Annotated in this window: 16 protein-coding genes; 14 read left to right on the top strand and 2 right to left on the bottom strand. The window is 41.7% G+C overall.

Features of this window, described 5'->3' with window-relative positions; translation table 11 throughout:
* Positions 1 to 22: 22 nt before the first annotated feature.
* The 10 genes from BLR65_RS02920 to BLR65_RS02880 all read left to right on the top strand — a co-directional run bounded on the left by BLR65_RS02920 (position 23) and on the right by BLR65_RS02880 (position 12545).
* The gene (locus BLR65_RS02920) at positions 23 to 1522 is read left to right on the top strand and encodes an acyl-CoA synthetase (protein WP_169716806.1); all 1500 of its coding nucleotides are present in this window, start codon (positions 23 to 25) and stop codon (positions 1520 to 1522) included.
* 1229 nt (positions 1523 to 2751) lie between these two features.
* Positions 2752 to 2922, top strand: coding sequence for a hypothetical protein (locus tag BLR65_RS29430; RefSeq protein ID WP_169716807.1), 171 nt, complete (start codon positions 2752 to 2754; stop codon positions 2920 to 2922).
* Positions 2885 to 3958, top strand: coding sequence for a sigma-54 interaction domain-containing protein (locus BLR65_RS02915; protein WP_093792310.1), 1074 nt, complete (start codon positions 2885 to 2887; stop codon positions 3956 to 3958). The genes BLR65_RS29430 and BLR65_RS02915 overlap by 38 nt, the downstream gene beginning before the upstream one ends.
* 337 nt (positions 3959 to 4295) lie before the next feature.
* The gene (locus tag BLR65_RS02910) at positions 4296 to 5483 is read left to right on the top strand and encodes an ornithine--oxo-acid transaminase (protein WP_093792308.1); all 1188 of its coding nucleotides are present in this window, start codon (positions 4296 to 4298) and stop codon (positions 5481 to 5483) included.
* A gap of 591 nt (positions 5484 to 6074) precedes the next feature.
* Positions 6075 to 7436 (top strand): ethanolamine ammonia-lyase subunit EutB, encoded by a 1362-nt coding sequence (locus BLR65_RS02905; RefSeq protein WP_093792306.1) that lies wholly within the window; start codon positions 6075 to 6077, stop codon positions 7434 to 7436.
* Between the two features lie 29 nt (positions 7437 to 7465).
* Complete coding sequence (eutC, locus tag BLR65_RS02900) at positions 7466 to 8287, top strand: ethanolamine ammonia-lyase subunit EutC (protein ID WP_093792304.1); 822 nt, start codon at positions 7466 to 7468, stop codon at positions 8285 to 8287.
* 82 nt (positions 8288 to 8369) lie between these two features.
* The gene (locus BLR65_RS02895; protein ID WP_169716808.1) at positions 8370 to 9830 is read left to right on the top strand and encodes an ethanolamine ammonia-lyase reactivating factor EutA; all 1461 of its coding nucleotides are present in this window, start codon (positions 8370 to 8372) and stop codon (positions 9828 to 9830) included.
* A gap of 53 nt (positions 9831 to 9883) precedes the next feature.
* Complete coding sequence (gene eutH, locus BLR65_RS02890) at positions 9884 to 11116, top strand: ethanolamine utilization protein EutH (protein ID WP_245692358.1); 1233 nt, start codon at positions 9884 to 9886, stop codon at positions 11114 to 11116.
* Positions 11117 to 11233: 117 nt separating this feature from the next.
* The gene (locus BLR65_RS02885; protein WP_093792298.1) at positions 11234 to 12226 is read left to right on the top strand and encodes a biotin synthase BioB; all 993 of its coding nucleotides are present in this window, start codon (positions 11234 to 11236) and stop codon (positions 12224 to 12226) included.
* Between the two features lie 124 nt (positions 12227 to 12350).
* Entirely contained in the window at positions 12351 to 12545 is a 195-nt protein-coding gene (locus BLR65_RS02880) for a hypothetical protein (protein ID WP_093792296.1), read from the top strand.
* Positions 12546 to 12655: 110 nt separating this feature from the next.
* Here BLR65_RS02880 and BLR65_RS02875 read toward each other — a convergent pair whose 3' ends face one another.
* Together BLR65_RS02875 and BLR65_RS02870 are read right to left on the bottom strand one after the other, a co-directional pair.
* Entirely contained in the window at positions 12656 to 13243 is a 588-nt protein-coding gene (locus tag BLR65_RS02875; protein ID WP_169716809.1) for a cysteine peptidase family C39 domain-containing protein, read from the bottom strand.
* A 184-nt stretch (positions 13244 to 13427) separates the two neighbouring features.
* On the bottom strand, positions 13428 to 13643 hold the full coding sequence (locus tag BLR65_RS02870) for a hypothetical protein (protein ID WP_093792292.1): 216 nt from the start codon (positions 13641 to 13643) through the stop codon (positions 13428 to 13430).
* Between the two features lie 129 nt (positions 13644 to 13772).
* Between BLR65_RS02870 and BLR65_RS02865 the strand changes: the two genes are divergently transcribed.
* The 4 genes from BLR65_RS02865 to kduI all read left to right on the top strand — a co-directional run bounded on the left by BLR65_RS02865 (position 13773) and on the right by kduI (position 16792).
* The gene (locus tag BLR65_RS02865) at positions 13773 to 14096 is read left to right on the top strand and encodes a hypothetical protein (RefSeq protein WP_093792290.1); all 324 of its coding nucleotides are present in this window, start codon (positions 13773 to 13775) and stop codon (positions 14094 to 14096) included.
* Positions 14097 to 14297: 201 nt separating this feature from the next.
* A complete protein-coding gene (locus tag BLR65_RS02860) occupies positions 14298 to 14483 on the top strand; it encodes an FmdB family zinc ribbon protein (RefSeq protein WP_093792288.1) in 186 nt (61 codons plus the stop codon).
* Between the two features lie 151 nt (positions 14484 to 14634).
* Positions 14635 to 15681: a LacI family DNA-binding transcriptional regulator gene (locus tag BLR65_RS02855; RefSeq protein ID WP_245692338.1), complete on the top strand. Its 1047-nt coding sequence runs from the start codon at positions 14635 to 14637 to the stop codon at positions 15679 to 15681.
* 280 nt (positions 15682 to 15961) lie between these two features.
* On the top strand, positions 15962 to 16792 hold the full coding sequence (gene kduI / locus BLR65_RS02850) for a 5-dehydro-4-deoxy-D-glucuronate isomerase (RefSeq protein WP_425441008.1): 831 nt from the start codon (positions 15962 to 15964) through the stop codon (positions 16790 to 16792).
* Positions 16793 to 16800 lie beyond the last annotated feature (8 nt).

The raw sequence follows: 16800 nt of genomic DNA, 5'->3' as shown, positions 1-16800 counted from the left end.
GACGAAAGAAGAGAGGATAAACGTGAGGGGAATTGGGCAGTGGGTGGTAAAGAGAGCTCAATTGAGTCATGGCAAAGTAGCTTTAGTATTTAACCAGCATAAATTGACATATGATCAATTTAATAGTAGGATCAATCGCCTGGCAAATGGGTTAGTGCAGACCGGGGTTCAAAAAGGCGACCGAATAGCGGTGTTTCTAATGAATGGAAATGAGATTTTAGAGGCTATGTTTGCCTGCGCTAAGATCGGAGCTATCTTTGTTCCCATTAATTTTCGTTTAAGTTTGGAGGAAGTGGAATATATTCTGAATGATTCCGGCGCTACGGTATTTTTTTATCAAAGTGAATTTGTGCTATTAGCTTCTGAAATTCGTAAAAGAGTACCTATCTCATGTTGGATCAGTGTTGGCAGCCCGGTGTTGGAGGATGATATCCGATATGAAGATTTTTTGCTAAAGTATGCTGACCAGGAACCCGAATTTGATGTACCGGGAGAGGACGTGCATATGATTTTGTACACCTCAGGAACCACTGGCCGGCCAAAAGGGGCAATGCTTACCCATGCCAACACATTTTGGAATATTACTCAGATCTTACTAGCCCAACCCATTTTGGAAGAAGATATAACGCTCACCGTTGCGCCCCTGTTTCACAGCGGGGCATTGACCATTTTAACGTTAACATTATTATACAGAGGCGGTACGGTAATCATAAAGGATAGGTTTGATCCGGTTCAAGTACTGCAAACTATTCAGCAAGAAAAAATAACATGTATGTTTATGGTGCCTTCCATGTGGCTGGCAGTAACGCAAGTACCGGATTTTTACCATTATAATCTAAGGTCATTACGTTTCGGGATTTCCGCAGGATCCCCCTGTCCTTTAACAATAATTAAAATACTGAAAAGAAGACGTGTGCCATTAATCCAGGCATTTGGCTTGTCTGAGGTGGCACCGGTAGCCATTTTAGGTATTCAAGACTGCATGCGAAAAATTGGTTCTGTCGGAAAAGGGGCCTTTTATGTTGATATAAGGATCATAAATAAAAATGGCCGTGAGGCTTTGGTTAAAGAAGTTGGAGAGTTAGTCGTTCATGCTCCCAATGTAATGAGCGGATATTGGAAAAAACCGCAGGCAACCCGGGAAGTTTTACAAAACGGTTGGTTTTTTACTGGTGATTGTGTATGGAGAGATGAAGAAGGCTACCTATATGTAGCGGGAAGGAAAAAAGACGTAATTATTACTGGCGGAGAAAATGTTTATCCTGTTGAAGTCGAACAAGTTTTAGATCGTCATCCTAATATCGCAGAAGCGGCTGTAGTTGGAGTACCCAATGAAAAATGGGGGGAAATTGTAAAAGCGGTCATTGTTCTGAAAGATTCAAGCCAGGAATTAAGTATTAACAGAATAAAAACTTTTTGCGAGGGTAAACTGGCCCGCTTTAAAGTGCCTAAAATCCTCGAATTTGTTTCAGCACTGCCACGCAATGCTGCGGGAAAGGTACTGAAAGATTTTCTGCAGTAGTTTCAAACAATGTACTGCTGCTGAAATTACTCAAGACAGATAAATATTAATGGTATTGATAAGAAGATTTGTCGAAAAAATTATTGATGAGATTAAACGATGGGCAATGACTAAATTTTTATGGGTGGAAATTAATCGTGGCACTGTGAGTTTTATATCTTTTAACTATAGGTTTATAGAGATCGCCAATTTTTAACCGGAACCCTAAATTTGGTATAGAGGTTCTAAGTAAATTTTACCTAGAAGGTAGAACATCATTCTTTGTTCTTTTAGGATTAATTTGATATTGTTGTCTAGAGGACTAAAAGTCGGATGTTTTGTCTTTAGACCCTAGACTAAGGGCACTTCCACAAACGAATATGTAAGTGCTTTTTTGTTTTGTAGGAGGGAATTTTCCCGTTTAAAGATTGGCAAAATAGTTGCCAGGTATCGACCTTTAAAATTTTACGGTAATATGGCTAAGTACAAGGAAAATAAAACCAAAGAATAAGATAATGCAATTTACCGCCACGGAGATTTAAGTCTGTCAAAATAGGCGATAACCAAGCCTACTATAGTAATTGCGATAACGATAGCAATAATTGTCATGGTTTGTCTCCTTGACCGATTTTTCCTGCGTTATTGTGTGCTGATCCAAACTATTTATGCGGGGTAATGGAGGGGAGATTTTAGTTTTTCTTGCATTCTTGAAGACAAAAATTATAACCGGGACAGATTTTGGTCTGCTCCGGCTGTTATAACTCAGGTTTCATTTTTTTAGTCAACCTTTCTACAAGGGGCTGCTAGGCTAATGGCTTTTATTAATGGTATTGACAATTGGCACATTTAGTGCCTGATATAAAATTGGGACAGCTGTATTCATGGGTGATCTGCTCGGGAGATAGTTTCTGGACGATATCCTGCACCGTCTGCAGATGGTTGTTTTTGGCACACCTTACAGTTTTAAAAAAAATTTCTCTGACAATCATGGTAATTCTCCTTTTTGCTGTTCTTTAACTAAAAAATACGTGTATCCCTCCTTTGAAAAAAATAAAAGACAGGTATGCGGTCTTAGCCGTACCTCATCTATATTTAATTATATCATAAAACTGTAAAAATATCCATAAATATACATCGCCTTTGGAGTAGTCATTGAAAGGCTTGACATATTATCAATTTGTTTATACGCTTTTTTATAAATACATCTAGCATTGATATTAATCTGGCGGAAATGAGAGAGGGTAAGAAATGTGCGGGCGATGACAAAAGACTCCGGTAAACGTGTAGCTGCTGAGTCGGGTGCCGATAAAAAAGATTTGGCTGTCAAACTGACAGATGCGGAAAAGCAAATATTATTATATCAACATGTTTTGAATTTATTAGATGTCGGCATTCATGTCATTAGCGGAACAGGTTGTTGATTTGCAGGGAAATCTTCATGGCCGAAGGAAAAAGACCGATACTTCGCATCATCTAAATACCCGCTACACGATCCAAAATATTTTAGGGCAAGGAGAAATGTTGCAAAATGCGGTGCGTTATGCCAGGCAGGCGGCGCACACGGCATCGAACGTGCTGCTTTATGGAGAGACGGGCACGGGTAAAGAATTATTTGCTCAAAGCATTCATAACTTAAGTCCCCGCAAAGACAAGCCTTTTGTTGCAATTAACTGTGCGGCGTTACCTGGACAATTACTGGAGGGATTGCTTTTTGGTACAGCAAAGGGTGGTTTTACCGGGGCTATTGATCGCCCTGGTTTATTTGAACAAGCAAATGGCGGGACGGTTTTACTGGATGAAATAAACTCTATGGAACTTGATTTACAGGCGAAACTATTGCGGGTTATCCAGGAAAATTCGGTAAGGCGTTTGGGAGCGAGTAATGAAATTAAAATTGATGTACGAATCATTGCTACTATGAATACTACTCCCGCAACCGCCATTGCTCAGAAAAAACTGCGAGAAGATTTGTTTTACCGACTGAGCGTTGTTACGATTCATATACCACCATTGCGCGATCATAAGGAGGACATTGATTTATATATAGCAGCATTTATTAATAGATATAACAGCGAGATGGAACTCAATGTGGGTGGTGTCGACGTCGAGGTGCGAAGAGCGTTTCATGCCTATAGCTGGCCGGGAAATGTCCGGGAATTGCAGCATGCCATTGAGGGAGCTATGAACCTAATGACTGATCGCACTGTGATTAGTTTTGAGCAATTGCCGATGTTGTTTCGCGATAAATTACCCCGAATGGCAGCTAATATGCCTATTGAAAATGTGAACTTAGATACAAGAAACTGGAATTTGAACAATAATCTCAACAACCTGGAACGAAATATGATTATCGCCGTGTTACAACAAACAAAGGGGAATATTAGTGAGTCAGCCAGAATATTAAAACTTACCCGTCAAGCGCTGCAACACAAAATTAAAAAGCATAAACTCAAGTAATAACAAACAAACTCCGGCAAAAACCCTGCAAAAAGATTTGCAGATGATGCCTGGGTTTTTTATTTATCCGTCATAATTCTTGCGCAAGATATCCGATATCAAACTGTATGAATTATTTGCATTGCAAATAAATTTGCAGTAGCTTTGTTTTTTTTTGCCCGAGAAAAAGCCTTTATTCGAGAAAAAGTGATTGCTAATTTATAAAATTCCCGATTAAAATGGACAATTGCAGTCACGTAAGCGGATTATTTTGTTTTTAGCGCGCTGGCACAAATCTTGCAATAGAAGATATTGGATTTTAGCTGTTATTTAATGAAGATGATAAGGAGAGATCAGTATGGCATTATCGGATCAAATTATTAAACAAACTGAGTTAATGGGGGCGCATAACTACCAACCGCTGCCCATCGTAATTGCCAAAGCCGAGGGTGTATGGGTAGAGGATCCGGAAGGAAAGCGTTATATGGATATGTTAAGTTCTTATTCCGCTTTGAATCATGGACATAGACACCCCAAAATAATTCAGGCACTAAAAGACCAAGCAGATAAAGTTACTTTAACATCGCGGGCCTTCCATAATGATCAATTGTGCCGTCTTTATGAAAAATTAGAGAAACTGACGGGAAAAAATATGTTTTTACCAATGAATACCGGGGCGGAAGCCGTTGAAACCGCAATCAAAGCAGTGCGGCGCTGGGCTTATCACTGTAAGAAAATACCGGCCAACCAGGCGGAAATTATTATTTGTAGGGGTAATTTTCATGGCAGGACAGTAACCATTACCTCTTTTTCTTCCGAGGAAGAGTACAAATCCGGTTTCGGACCGTTTACACCCGGATTTACGCTAATTCCCTACGGAGATATGGAAGCGTTGCAACGGGCAATTACCCCCAATACGGCTGCCTTTTTGCTGGAACCGATTCAAGGTGAGGCTGGCATTATCATACCGCCGGCGGGCTTTCTCCAAGCGGCGTATAAAGTCTGTAAGGAAAACAATGTATTGTTTGTCGCCGATGAAATTCAAACCGGCTTTGGCCGAACCGGAAAATTATTTGCTTGTTCATGGGAAAACGTTGTTCCCGATGTCTATCTTTTGGGAAAAGCGCTAGGTGGCGGCGTTTTTCCGATTTCCATTGTTGCGGCAAATCGTGATATTTTAGGTGTATTTAATCCAGGCTCTCACGGTTCCACTTTTGGCGGTAATCCACTGGCTTGTGCGGTAGCGGTAGCCGGTTTGGAGGTATTGGAAGATGAGCACCTTGTGGAAAAATCATTAAAAATGGGTCAGTATTTTCTTGGCAGACTAAAGCAACTGCAAAGTCCTGTCATCGAAGAAGTGCGCGGCAAAGGTTTGTTTATTGGTTTGGAATTGAATGTTCCCGCCCGCCCCTATTGCGAAAAACTAAAGGATCATGGCTTGCTTTGCAAGGAGACACACAAAATGATCATTCGTTTTGCACCGCCGTTAACGATTACGCAAGCTGAACTGGATTGGGCTTATGAGCGGGTAAAGCAATGTTTTTAAGATGCCCTATACTAATCGGCACGAGTCAAGTCCTTTTCTATTTCTGCGATTGTACGCCTACCGAGTACAATCAATAATAATATAATAAATATATAACGGTATTTATTTATTTGAATAAAATAAATAAATTTTACTCCTAATTATATTGATAATGTTTATTTTACAAGGTATAAATAACAAAATTTAAAAACTTAGTACGACTTATACATACATTATGCATTTTTCGGGGATGTATACAGTAATACAAATCGCCATGATGAAAATGATCTGGGAAATAATGTATTGAATGCGAGCGCACGACATGATATAATCTGGATAAATCAAGTAAATAAGTCCGATTATCGAATGTAACCTCTGTTCTTAAAAGAAGGATTTTAATTAAAATTACAATGCTTTTGGTTTATTAGTTTTTGAATTATACAATTTGCGTGTTTAAAGCAATGGTGCTTATTTGAAGATTAACTTCGAGTAAGCACTTTTATTTTTTATAGTAAGTTTGGAAAGGTGTGTGATGGTAATTAAAGTCGGATTATTTGCAATAGGCGTATTCTATCTTTCTTTGTAATTTGGATTAAGCGGGAGGGAAACTGTTTGAACCTAAAATGTACAGTAAATAAAACAACATTTCATTTCAAATCTGTACGAGATATACTCGCCAAGGCCAATGAAGAAAAATCAGGCGATTTTCTTGGCGGAATTGCCGCAACAACGGCTACCGAGCGGGTGGCTGCAAAACTTTGTCTTGCAAATCTAACATTACGGGATATTTACGAGAATCCGGTAATTCCTTATGAGAAAGATGAAGTTACGCGCGCAATCTATGACGGACTTGACAGCAGTGTATATAAAAGCATTAGCTTGATGACTGTTGGTGAATTGCGCGAATACATTTTGCAATCAGGTACGCAGCAACGTGAATTGCTCACCTTAAGTGGTGGTTTAACGAGCGAAATGATTGCCGCTGTTGGAAAGCTTATGTCCAATATGGATCTTGTTTATGCTGCTAAAAAAATTAGAGTTGAGGCAAGCTGCAATACTACAATCGGAAGTCCGGGTACGCTGGCCTTTCGCAATCAGCCAAACCATCCTACGGACAGCATTGAAGGCATTCTAGCCTCTACGAAAGAGGGGTTGTCCTTTGGCTCCGGTGACGCGGTAATCGGTGTTAACCCCGTCGAGGATAACATTGAGAATTTTACCAAAATCACAAACGCTCTTCATGAACTCGTAAATAAATATAAAATTCCTACACAAACCTGTGTCTTGGCCCACGTTACTACGCAAATGCAGGCATTGGAAAAAGGTGTGCCGGTCGATTTGGTATTTCAGAGTTTGGCCGGAACAGAGTCAGCAAATAGTACATTTGGTATTACGGTTCCGATGCTTGACGAAGCTTATGCAATGGCGCAACGACTCTGTGTATCTAAAGGTCCGAACTTCCTGTATTTTGAAACAGGGCAAGGATCTGAAATTTCATTAGATGAACATCATGATGTTGATGAAATGACGCTCGAAGCACGCTGCTACGGACTGGCAAGACGGTATCATCCATTTATGCTTAATAATGTTTCCGGTTTTATTGGGCCGGAAACTATTTATAGCGGACGTGAGGTTATCAGAGCAGATCTTGAGGATTTATTCATGGGGAAAATGCATGGCCTCCCGATGGGAATAGCTCCTTGCTACACTAACCACATGAAGGCTGACCAAAATGATCAAGAAATTGGGACAATGCTTTGCGCTATGGCGGGGTCCAATTATTTTATGGGGGTACCCGGCGGCGATGACTGCATGTTGAGTTACCAAGATACCAGCTATCATGATGATGCGACAATTCGAGAGATTCTTGGCCTGCGGCCATTGTCTGAGTTTGAGCGGTGGCTGGAGAGCTATGGTATTATGCAAAATGGCTTTCTGACTACTAGTGCCGGTGACGCGTCCATCTTTACTTGATTAATTCTGAAGAAAAGAGGGAACTATAGTTGATCAATTTAGAAGACTTCCAAGGCGAAAAGACTGTAAATGGTTGTGTTTTTGAATTAAATAACGCCAATAAGGTATTTGTTAAAAATCCCCGTAGTATGGAAGCGCTTGCAGTAATGAAAAAAACCACACCGGCCCGGATTGCCATTGGACGGTGCGGAACACGCTATAAAACGGCTACGCTTCTTGATTTTTTAGCGAGTCATGCTGCGGCGCAAGATGCAGTGGCGCTAGAGGTTTCTGACGATTTTATTAACCGCTGTTGCCTAATGAAAACGAAGACTAGGGTATCGGATAAAGATGAGTATCTAAAAAAACCGGCTTTCGGCAGAAAACTTGATGATGCGTCAAAGAAACTGGTTTTGGAAAATTGCGAAAAAAGGAAACAGGTTCAAATCATTATTGTTGACGGGTTAAGCGCTCCCGCAATTGAAGCAAATGCAGAAGATACAATGGCGGCATTAATCCAAGGACTCGAGGTTGAGGGTTTAAGTGTCGGAACCCCTTTTTTTGTAAAGTATGGCAGAGTTGCGGTGCAAGATGAAATTGCCATGCTGCTTGACTGTGATGTTATTGTCGAATTTGTCGGTGAGCGTCCGGGACTTGTTACCGCAGAAAGTATGAGTGCTTATCTTATTTACCGTCCAAGTGAGAATACTGTCGAAGCAGACAGATCGATTCTTTCTAATATTCACCGCGGCGGTACTCCGCCGGCAGAAGCAGGCGCACATCTTGCGACATTGGTAAAAACAATCCTTGATAGTAAAGCGAGTGGTACTAAGCTTGCAGAAATATTGAAGAATAAGGGGAAGGTTGAATGAAAAACCGGTTATGGCTGCTGCCTCCATATCTCGAAACACATTTGTCGAAAATAGCTTGCCTCTTGTGTTTTGGAGTATGGCAATGAACGACGATAGCAGCTATAAGATCAAAAGTGTCGGCATAGACATTGGAACAACAACAACGCAGATGATTGTTAGTGATTTGACAGTGCGAAATATTTCACCGGGCTCACTTGTCCCCCGGCTAAAGATTACGGATAAAGCAGTGAGATATAAGAGCAATATTTATTTTACCCCCCTAAAAGGTGATTGCTTGGTCGATGAAGAGGCAATAGCAAAAATTATAAGTTCAGAATATCAAAATGCAGGCATTGCTCCTTCGGACGTAGATACCGGTGCCGTTATTATTACAGGCGAAACAGCAAAAAAAGAAAACGCGAGACGTATCTCACAGAAAATAGCTAATCTTGTAGGAAATTTTGTCGTAGCTGCCGCCGGTGGAAACCTGGAATCGGTGATAGCGGGCAAGGGTTCCGGTGCCGCTGAATATTCACGCCTTAATCATTGTGTCGTTGCCAATATTGATATCGGGGGCGGGACGGCGAATATTGGAATATTTGGCAATGGCCAAGTCATTGATAGTTGCTGTATTAATATTGGCGGCAGACTTCTTGAATTTGATAAAACCACACAAACGATTGCGTATGTTTCAAAGCCAATGGAAAAAATTTGCCGGCATTTGGGTCTGTCTTTGTGTCCGGGAACCATGATCGAACTGTCTGCGTTGCACACGCTGGCAGAGAGAATGGCAGAGGTAATCAGGGATCATCTTGTCGGAAAGAAAACATTGCTTTCGCAAGAATTATTGATGACAAAATCTTTGCGGCTTGACTACCCTCTTGCTTTCATCATGGCGTCCGGTGGAGTTGCCGATTATATTTATCATGATATAAGAGCAGATACGTTAGACGATGTGATTGAATTTGGCGATATGGGTCCGTTATTAGGGGAAAAGCTGCGTCGGATTTTTCATAACAGCAGTTTTACACTGCTTAAACCTAAGGAAACGATTCGGGCGACAGTTATAGGAGCAGGTGCGCAAACTGTCGATGTAAGCGGCAGTACTATTTACGTTGATAACGATATACTTCCGCTAAAAAATGTTCCTGTAATTATTCCTTTTATAGATACGATTCCGGATACTGCTGATTCGATAGGAACGGCTATCAAAAATGCAGTAGGCAATTATCTGGAGCAAGGGATAAATGAATGTTTTGCAATTGGCCTGACAAGTCAACAGTATCTTTCGTTTAGAAGAATTAAGGAAATTGCTAAGGCAATCGTCAGGGTATGGAATGAATTAACGGAATACCGGCAGCCAATCATTGTAGCCATTGAACAAGATTACGGAAAAGTATTGGGGCAAACATTGCACTTACTCTGTCCGAAGACCGAAATTATTTGTATTGATCAGTTATGTGTTTGTGATGGGGATTATATTGATATCGGCAAGGCGATTGCAGGAGGAACCGTGGTGCCTGTAGTGATAAAAACACTTGTTTTTGAAACCGATCAGAGGTAGTTTTCATTAAATTCATTTGGCGGATAGCGGTGAAGGAGTGATTGATTGTGGAAATGGTAGGAAAAGTAGTGCTGTATATTATTATGGCATGTGCGGTTATTGGGGCATTTGCGTCAATATTTAAAGAGGATTCAGAATTGGGTAAGGAATTTTTAGAAGGACTGTATTCGATTGGGCCGATCTTTGTACCTGTAGCAGGGATAATGGCGGCAACACCTTATTTGGCTGCTCTTGTAAAAACGGTTTTCGGTCCGGCGTTCGGCGCTATCGGGGCAGATCCGGCGATTGCCGCAACGACATTTATCGCTGTTGATATGGGCGGTTATCAGTTGGCCGATATTCTCGCTCAGACAAGAGAAAGCTGGATAATGGCAATGGTTACCGGCTATATGGCCGGCGCAACAATTGTTTTCAGCATTCCCGTAGGATTGGCGATGCTTGAAAAGGAAGACCACAAATACATGTCGCTCGGCGTCATGTCAGGTATCCTGACAGTTCCTATAGGGGTCTTTATTACCAGTGTTCTTCTTTTAATTAGTAACACCAAGGTAAGAGAGGCTGTTTCAACAGACGCCGAGGCAGGCTACCAGCTTGCCTTAAGTTTTGGGGGAATAATGACCAATCTAATTCCTTTAGTTATTATTTGTGCCGCAATTGCAATTGGCCTACGCTTTATTCCTGACACAATGATAAGAGGCTTTATGTTATTTGGTAAGATTATGGACACCGGTATTAAAATAGTGCTTGTATTCAGCATTGTTGAGTACTTCACCCATATTTTCAGCGACCTGTTCGGCGCATGGGGCTTTAATCCCATTATTGCCGATACGGAAGATCAATTTCGGGCCTTGGAGATATCAGGTTATATCGGGGTAATGCTGTCCGGTGCTTTCCCGATGGTTTACATGATAAAAAAATACCTGGCGAAGCCTTTGGAGGCAATCGGGAGACAATTCGGCTTTAGTTCAACCGGTAGTGCGGGAATTCTTGCAGCCGCAGCTAATATCCTTGCCTTATTTCGGATTATCAAAGATATGCAGGCTGCCGATAAAGTAAAATGCATTGCCTTTGCAGTGTGCTCGGCGTTCCTTTTTGGGGATCATCTTGCATTTACCGCAAATTTTCAGCCGACTATGATTGTGCCGGTTATGGCTGGAAAACTAACTGCCGGGCTTAGCGCGGTTGCTTTAGCGATTTGGTTATCAGTTCCGACAGCGGTTAAGCTTGAAAAGCAAGCGCTGACTCAAGAAAATCCCAAGAAAGGGGTTCTTGTTACGGAGGCCTAATTATCTTTTTATTTTTAATTGAGCAGATTTTTAGATTGACCATTTTTTTAGAAAGGAAGCTGCCGGTTGATTTGACCGGGATAGAGAATATTGAACAAGTTTGGGGGGGTGATTTAGATGGTGTCGGATTCTGACATAATTGAATATGCTTATAAGAATGCTTTGCGTGGGAACGCATTGGACCGGGAGACTGTTATTGCGTTACTGGAAATTCGAGCGGAATCTGTGGCGGCCGGGAAGCTGGGAGAAGCGGCCAGAAAAGTTGCCGCCGAGATAACGGAAAATTCCGGACGGGTGTGGGCATCGATAGGCGTCGATTATGCTCCGTGCCCCGTTAGCTGTCATTTTTGTTCTTTTGGTGAACAATGGGGAGTGGTTCGGGAAGAATACAGATGGAGTACTGCGGAAATTGTTGATTTGGCTAAAAAATTTTTATATGGTGGCGCCAAATGGATTACTCTGCGCACTACGGAGTATTATAGCCTTGCCGAGTTGACTGCGCTTGCGAAACAGATAAGGCAAACAATTCCGGGTAATTACGGTATTGTGGCGAATACCGGCGAGCTAACAGACCAAACAGCCAGACTGCTGATGAGCAGTGGCGTTTCCGTTATTTATCATAGCCTTCGTCTCAGAGAGGGGATTGATACGGGACTGTCAATCAAAAGCCGCTTGGAGACGCTTGCTGCTGTCCAAGCATCACCTCTGGATTTAGCCTTTTTAGTCGAGCCTGTAGGAAGTGAGCATACTTCCGCGGAACTTGCTGATGCTTTTTTGACGGCAATGAACTATGATGCAAGCCTGACTGGGGTAATGGCCCGGATTCCCGTTCCGGGGACACCACTTGGACATATTCCGGTTGTTTCGGAGCGCAGGTTAGCCCAAATTGCCGCTGTTACAAGGTTGGCAGCCGGTTGTAACGCACCGGATATTTGTATTCACCCCGCATCCCTGTTAGCCCTGGAATGGGGGGCCAATGTAGTAGTGGTAGAGGTTGGGGCGATACCGCGGGATACCGGTAACAGTAAAAAGGAGTGGAATAATTTTGATTTGGAAACGGCGTTCACCTGGTTTAAACAAGCCGACTATAAAGTGGACAGGGGAGTGTAACATGGTGGAGATGCTAAAAAATAACTATTCGAGACAAATTACCTATAAAATTAGTACTTTATTCTTAAGGATGTATAGGAATCCATGACGAAATAAATTCCAAATACTATTATAAGGTGATCGGATGATTGACGAAATTTACTCATTAATTGAACAGATGTTGCATTTGGGTTACTCTGCCGGAGAAATCGATAAATGGATACGACATGTAATGGGCGACATACCCATAGAACAGCTAAATGAGCAGGATTGCGCCGAATTGGTTGATCATTTACATGGTTATATATCATATGCAAAAAACAAGCTAGCGCCCTCTTAGGGCGCTAGCTTGTTTTTCTTCTAAGAAGAATTCCAATTTTGGTATAAACGTTAGGCTGCCGGCATTTCAGGGAGTTGGCGCAACCGGGCTTTTTTTAGTAGCTGCAGCGATTATCCCAGGTATTTTACTACACTGGGGTCGTATAGAGGCGCACAATGCTCTTTGGTTATGATCAGACCACCGCCGTAACACTGGCCAAAGTGTAGGTCAGGAACGTGCCAGCGTTCAAGCAACTCTTCGCCGGAGAGATAGGTATAATTTCCGAGAGTCCAAGGGTCCATAAAAAATATTCGGTTTTCGTCATAGCCGCAAGCAATTACATAGTGTGAGTCTTTCCAGTCCGAAGCATAGTCAACGCCATTTTCCGCCCAGGCTTGTATTTGAAGCAGCGGGGTTACCCCGTCATTGATAAAAGATTTTAGATTGTCAATGCCCATGTTCTTTATATAAACAGCTTGAAAGCCAAGCATCTCCATAAAGAGGATGATTTTCTGGTAGTTTGTTCCCAATATCGGCTTCGAATCCAGTATTTGAGCTAACTCGTCCTGGCGGTAGTCCATGCCGTAGGCTCCTAAGATTGATTGCACGCAGGCTACGCCGCAAGTATATTCTGTTTCCTGTCTGCACAGCGGCACTGAAATAAAGCGGCAGCGGTCACGGGTTTGCTTATCCGACAGCGTAATGTTTTCGGGTGTCATCGCCATGTATCATCCCTTATGCTAAAGTTAGGGAAAGTACCCTATGTTACAGTATATGGCGATAGCACGAAAACGTGCAGAGCCCTTGGCATTTTCTGCCGTATACGGGGAAAATGTTGATTTATCATTGACAGAGAGTGAATATGCAAAAAAATAACCCTAGTAATAAATACTAAGGCTAACATCACATAGTGTTAAGTGAGTTTTTAATGCGGGCGATAATGTTGTCTTTGGTTTCCTGGCTAAGGGTTGCCCAGTCTTCCGATGAATAGGTGATTTCAGGATTTTGTGATATTAATTCTCGAAAAAGTTCATCGCGATTTTTTTTGGAATGAGTGAATGCATAATCAAACTCACTGATAACTTGAGAAACAATTTCTTTGTTTAGCTTGAAATTCATATGATTCAACTCCTTTTGACTATTCTAACACAAAAGAGAGCGATAATGAAAGATATATCCATTTATAGCAGGAAATATTCTCTTCCCGGCGAATAGCTGTAAATAAATGGGTGGAGGGAGGCGAACCGCATGGATACCGATATTAATAATGTCTTTGAAGGTTTGTTGGGATGTCCTCAATTGAAAGGGTTTGTAAAGGTAGTCGGCATTTGGGAATTGCTATTAACAGATCAAACGGTTAAAATTAAAGTCACGTATGATTATAGGACAAAGTACTACAGTTATTCGGTGAGTCATTATTTTCAGGGACCTGCAGAAGATAAGCCCGGTATTCCGCGGAAAATTATTGACGAAACGCCGACAGGAATATTAAAAAGGGCCGTGCGGATTATTCTCAGTATCTATGACAAAGAATATGTTGGCGGGAAGTGGGTAGTCAATAAGGACTTTTAGTTACCGGCAGGTTCATTTTGTTAGGTGTTGGGCAAAACAGCAAAAGCTTCTGACAGTTGATCAGAAGCTTTTGTTGTTCTGCCGGCAGAATAGCTTTCCGGAGTATGGATATTTTAGAGGTTGCAAGCAAGCGGAAGTTGCGCGGTTTTTGCCAATTGGAGTAAGAGATAGCTACATTGTTGAAATGAAGGAGTGGAGATAATGGTTCGCGGCCATATTATAACAAGAGTATCTGACGGCAATATTTTGCGGGAGCGTGTATGGCATCAATGTGAAAAATGCGGGCATAAGTTTGAATATTACACCAGCCTATTTACTGAGGACACTGTCAATTGCCCCAAATGCTTATGCAAGATTACGAAAGACAATACGGATTTTCTTGATTAGTTTTTTATATGTCTGGATCTGGGTTATATCGGTCTAATTCGTAATCATCTAAATTGAGCGAATTGTTTATAAAAAAGGTATTGACAAACAGCTGATTTTTAAGTATCTTAAAGATGAGGTTGTTAACCGGTTTCAGAAATCGGTTTCTATAATGAGTTGTATGGGAGCGTTCATGGTGGTCAAAAACAAAGCCAATATTACTATCGCCGATGTGGCAAAAAAAGCTGGGGTTTCCAAAACGACAATATCTCGTTATCTCAACGGGAAATTTGAATTTATGTCCGATGAATCAAAAAGCAGGATTCAGGAGGTCATTGAGGAACTGAACTTTCGCCCCAACAAATTGGCCAGAAGTTTAAAGTCCAGTAAAAGCAGACTTATAGGTGTCCTTATTTCTGATATTAGCAACCCATTTTTCTCGATATTAGTACAAGGAATTAGCGATACCTGCAATCAGCACGGATATCATGTTTTGGTAGCCAATACGAATAATGCGACCGCAAAAGAACAAGAATATATTTTGTCGATGATTGATCAAAGGGTTGAAGGTTTCATCGTAAACACGACAGGATTTAATACGGAATTTTTGCGTGAAATTGAGGATAATTATGTACCGATCGTATTGGCTGACAGACCGGTTTTTTCCGACACGTTCGACACAGTCAAATCCGATGATCAACAAGCGACAATGGATATCATTCATTATCTTGCCGCGAAAGGATTTTCCCGGGTCGGTTTTTTTTCAGAACCAATCCTTAATGTGGGAACAAGGATTATTCGCCAGCAGACATATCGGCAGGCCTGTAAGGAAATTTTACGGATCGAACCGCAGGAATATGAAGTGGGCGTTAAGGAAAAGGAAAAGGCTCAAAGGTTTGCCCGGGAATTTGTAAGCAGAAATGAAGGCTATAAGAAGGTTATATTTACCGCGAATGGCCTGACAATGTTAACTATGCTGGAAGCAATTCATGCACTTGGCCTGCGCATGCCGGAAGACGTAGCGATCTGTGGTTTTGAAAATTGGCCATGGATGGAGTTTGTTGGTTCATCCGGTATTACGGCAATATCGTTGCCTTCCTATGAAATCGGGGTTGAATGTGTGAACCGTATCATGCTGCGTTTGGAAGCAACCACCAAAATAAAACCGGTGACGATTAAGCTGCCGACCAAATTAAATATCAGAGGATCTACCGAATAATCAGTTTACACGGTTTCGTTAACATATAGAAACCGATAGACATAAATTTGCTGTTATGGTTCATGTGGATAAAAAAGAAGTAGAAGGAGGCGGTAACTACCTATAGAACCCGATGAGTGAAAATTCGGCTATTTTTGCTTAATGGGTACTAAGTTATATAAGGAGGCGGTAACTAAAAAAATTTTTTTGCTATAGAAACCGGTAAACGAAATCGATAAACGAAACTTGATTTTTAAGTAAGTTAGAGACCTGACAGGTCTGAAACAGAAAGGAATGATGGATGATGGAAATCAGGCACAATGTGCATCCGACCGATGTAAAGCGTTATACAACAGATGAGCTGCGGGAAAACTTTTTAATTCAGGACTTATTCCAACCTAACAAAATAAAAATGGTTTACAGCCATGTTGACCGTATGATTGCCGGGGGTGTTTGTCCGGTAGAGCCGCAGCCTTTACAAGTTGAGGCCGGTATGGGAGTGGATTATTTTCTGGAGCGCCGGGAGATCGGAATTATCAATGTAGGCGGAACAGGCTATATTGATGTTAATGGCCAGCGGTATACACTTAACCGTACAGACGGCCTTTATATCGGCAAAGGTGTAAAAGACGTCGTGTTTTACAGCCAAGACAGCCATAAACCGGCTAAGTTTTATTTCAATAGCGCACCGGCCCATGCCACCTATCCGACAACTAAGATTGAGCGGAGTTCGATTGCCGGCAACCATTTAGGCGCTATTACTCACTCGAACGATCGCACCATTTACAAATATATTCATCCGCAAGGTGTTCAGAGCTGTCAGTTGGTGATGGGAATGACTGCGCTGGAAAACGGCAACATGTGGAATAGTATGCCGAGCCACACTCACGAAAGACGTATGGAAGTGTATTTCTATTTCGATTTACCTGAAGAAGACGTTGTATTCCATTTAATGGGCCAGCCGCAGGAAACCCGCCATATCGTTATGCGCAACGAAGAGGCTGTAATTTCGCCAAGCTGGTCGATTCACTCCGGCGTAGGGACTCATAATTACACATTTATTTGGGGTATGGCTGGTGAAAACCAGGTCTTTGATGATATGGATGCAGTGGCCATGAAAGATATTCGATAATAAGGGGG

The organism is Sporomusa acidovorans (assembly GCF_900101845.1).
GTDB classification, from domain to species: domain Bacteria; phylum Bacillota; class Negativicutes; order Sporomusales; family Sporomusaceae; genus Sporomusa; species Sporomusa acidovorans.
The sequence above is the reverse complement of the archived record's forward strand: the minus strand, read 5'-3'. Positions and strand labels throughout refer to the sequence as shown.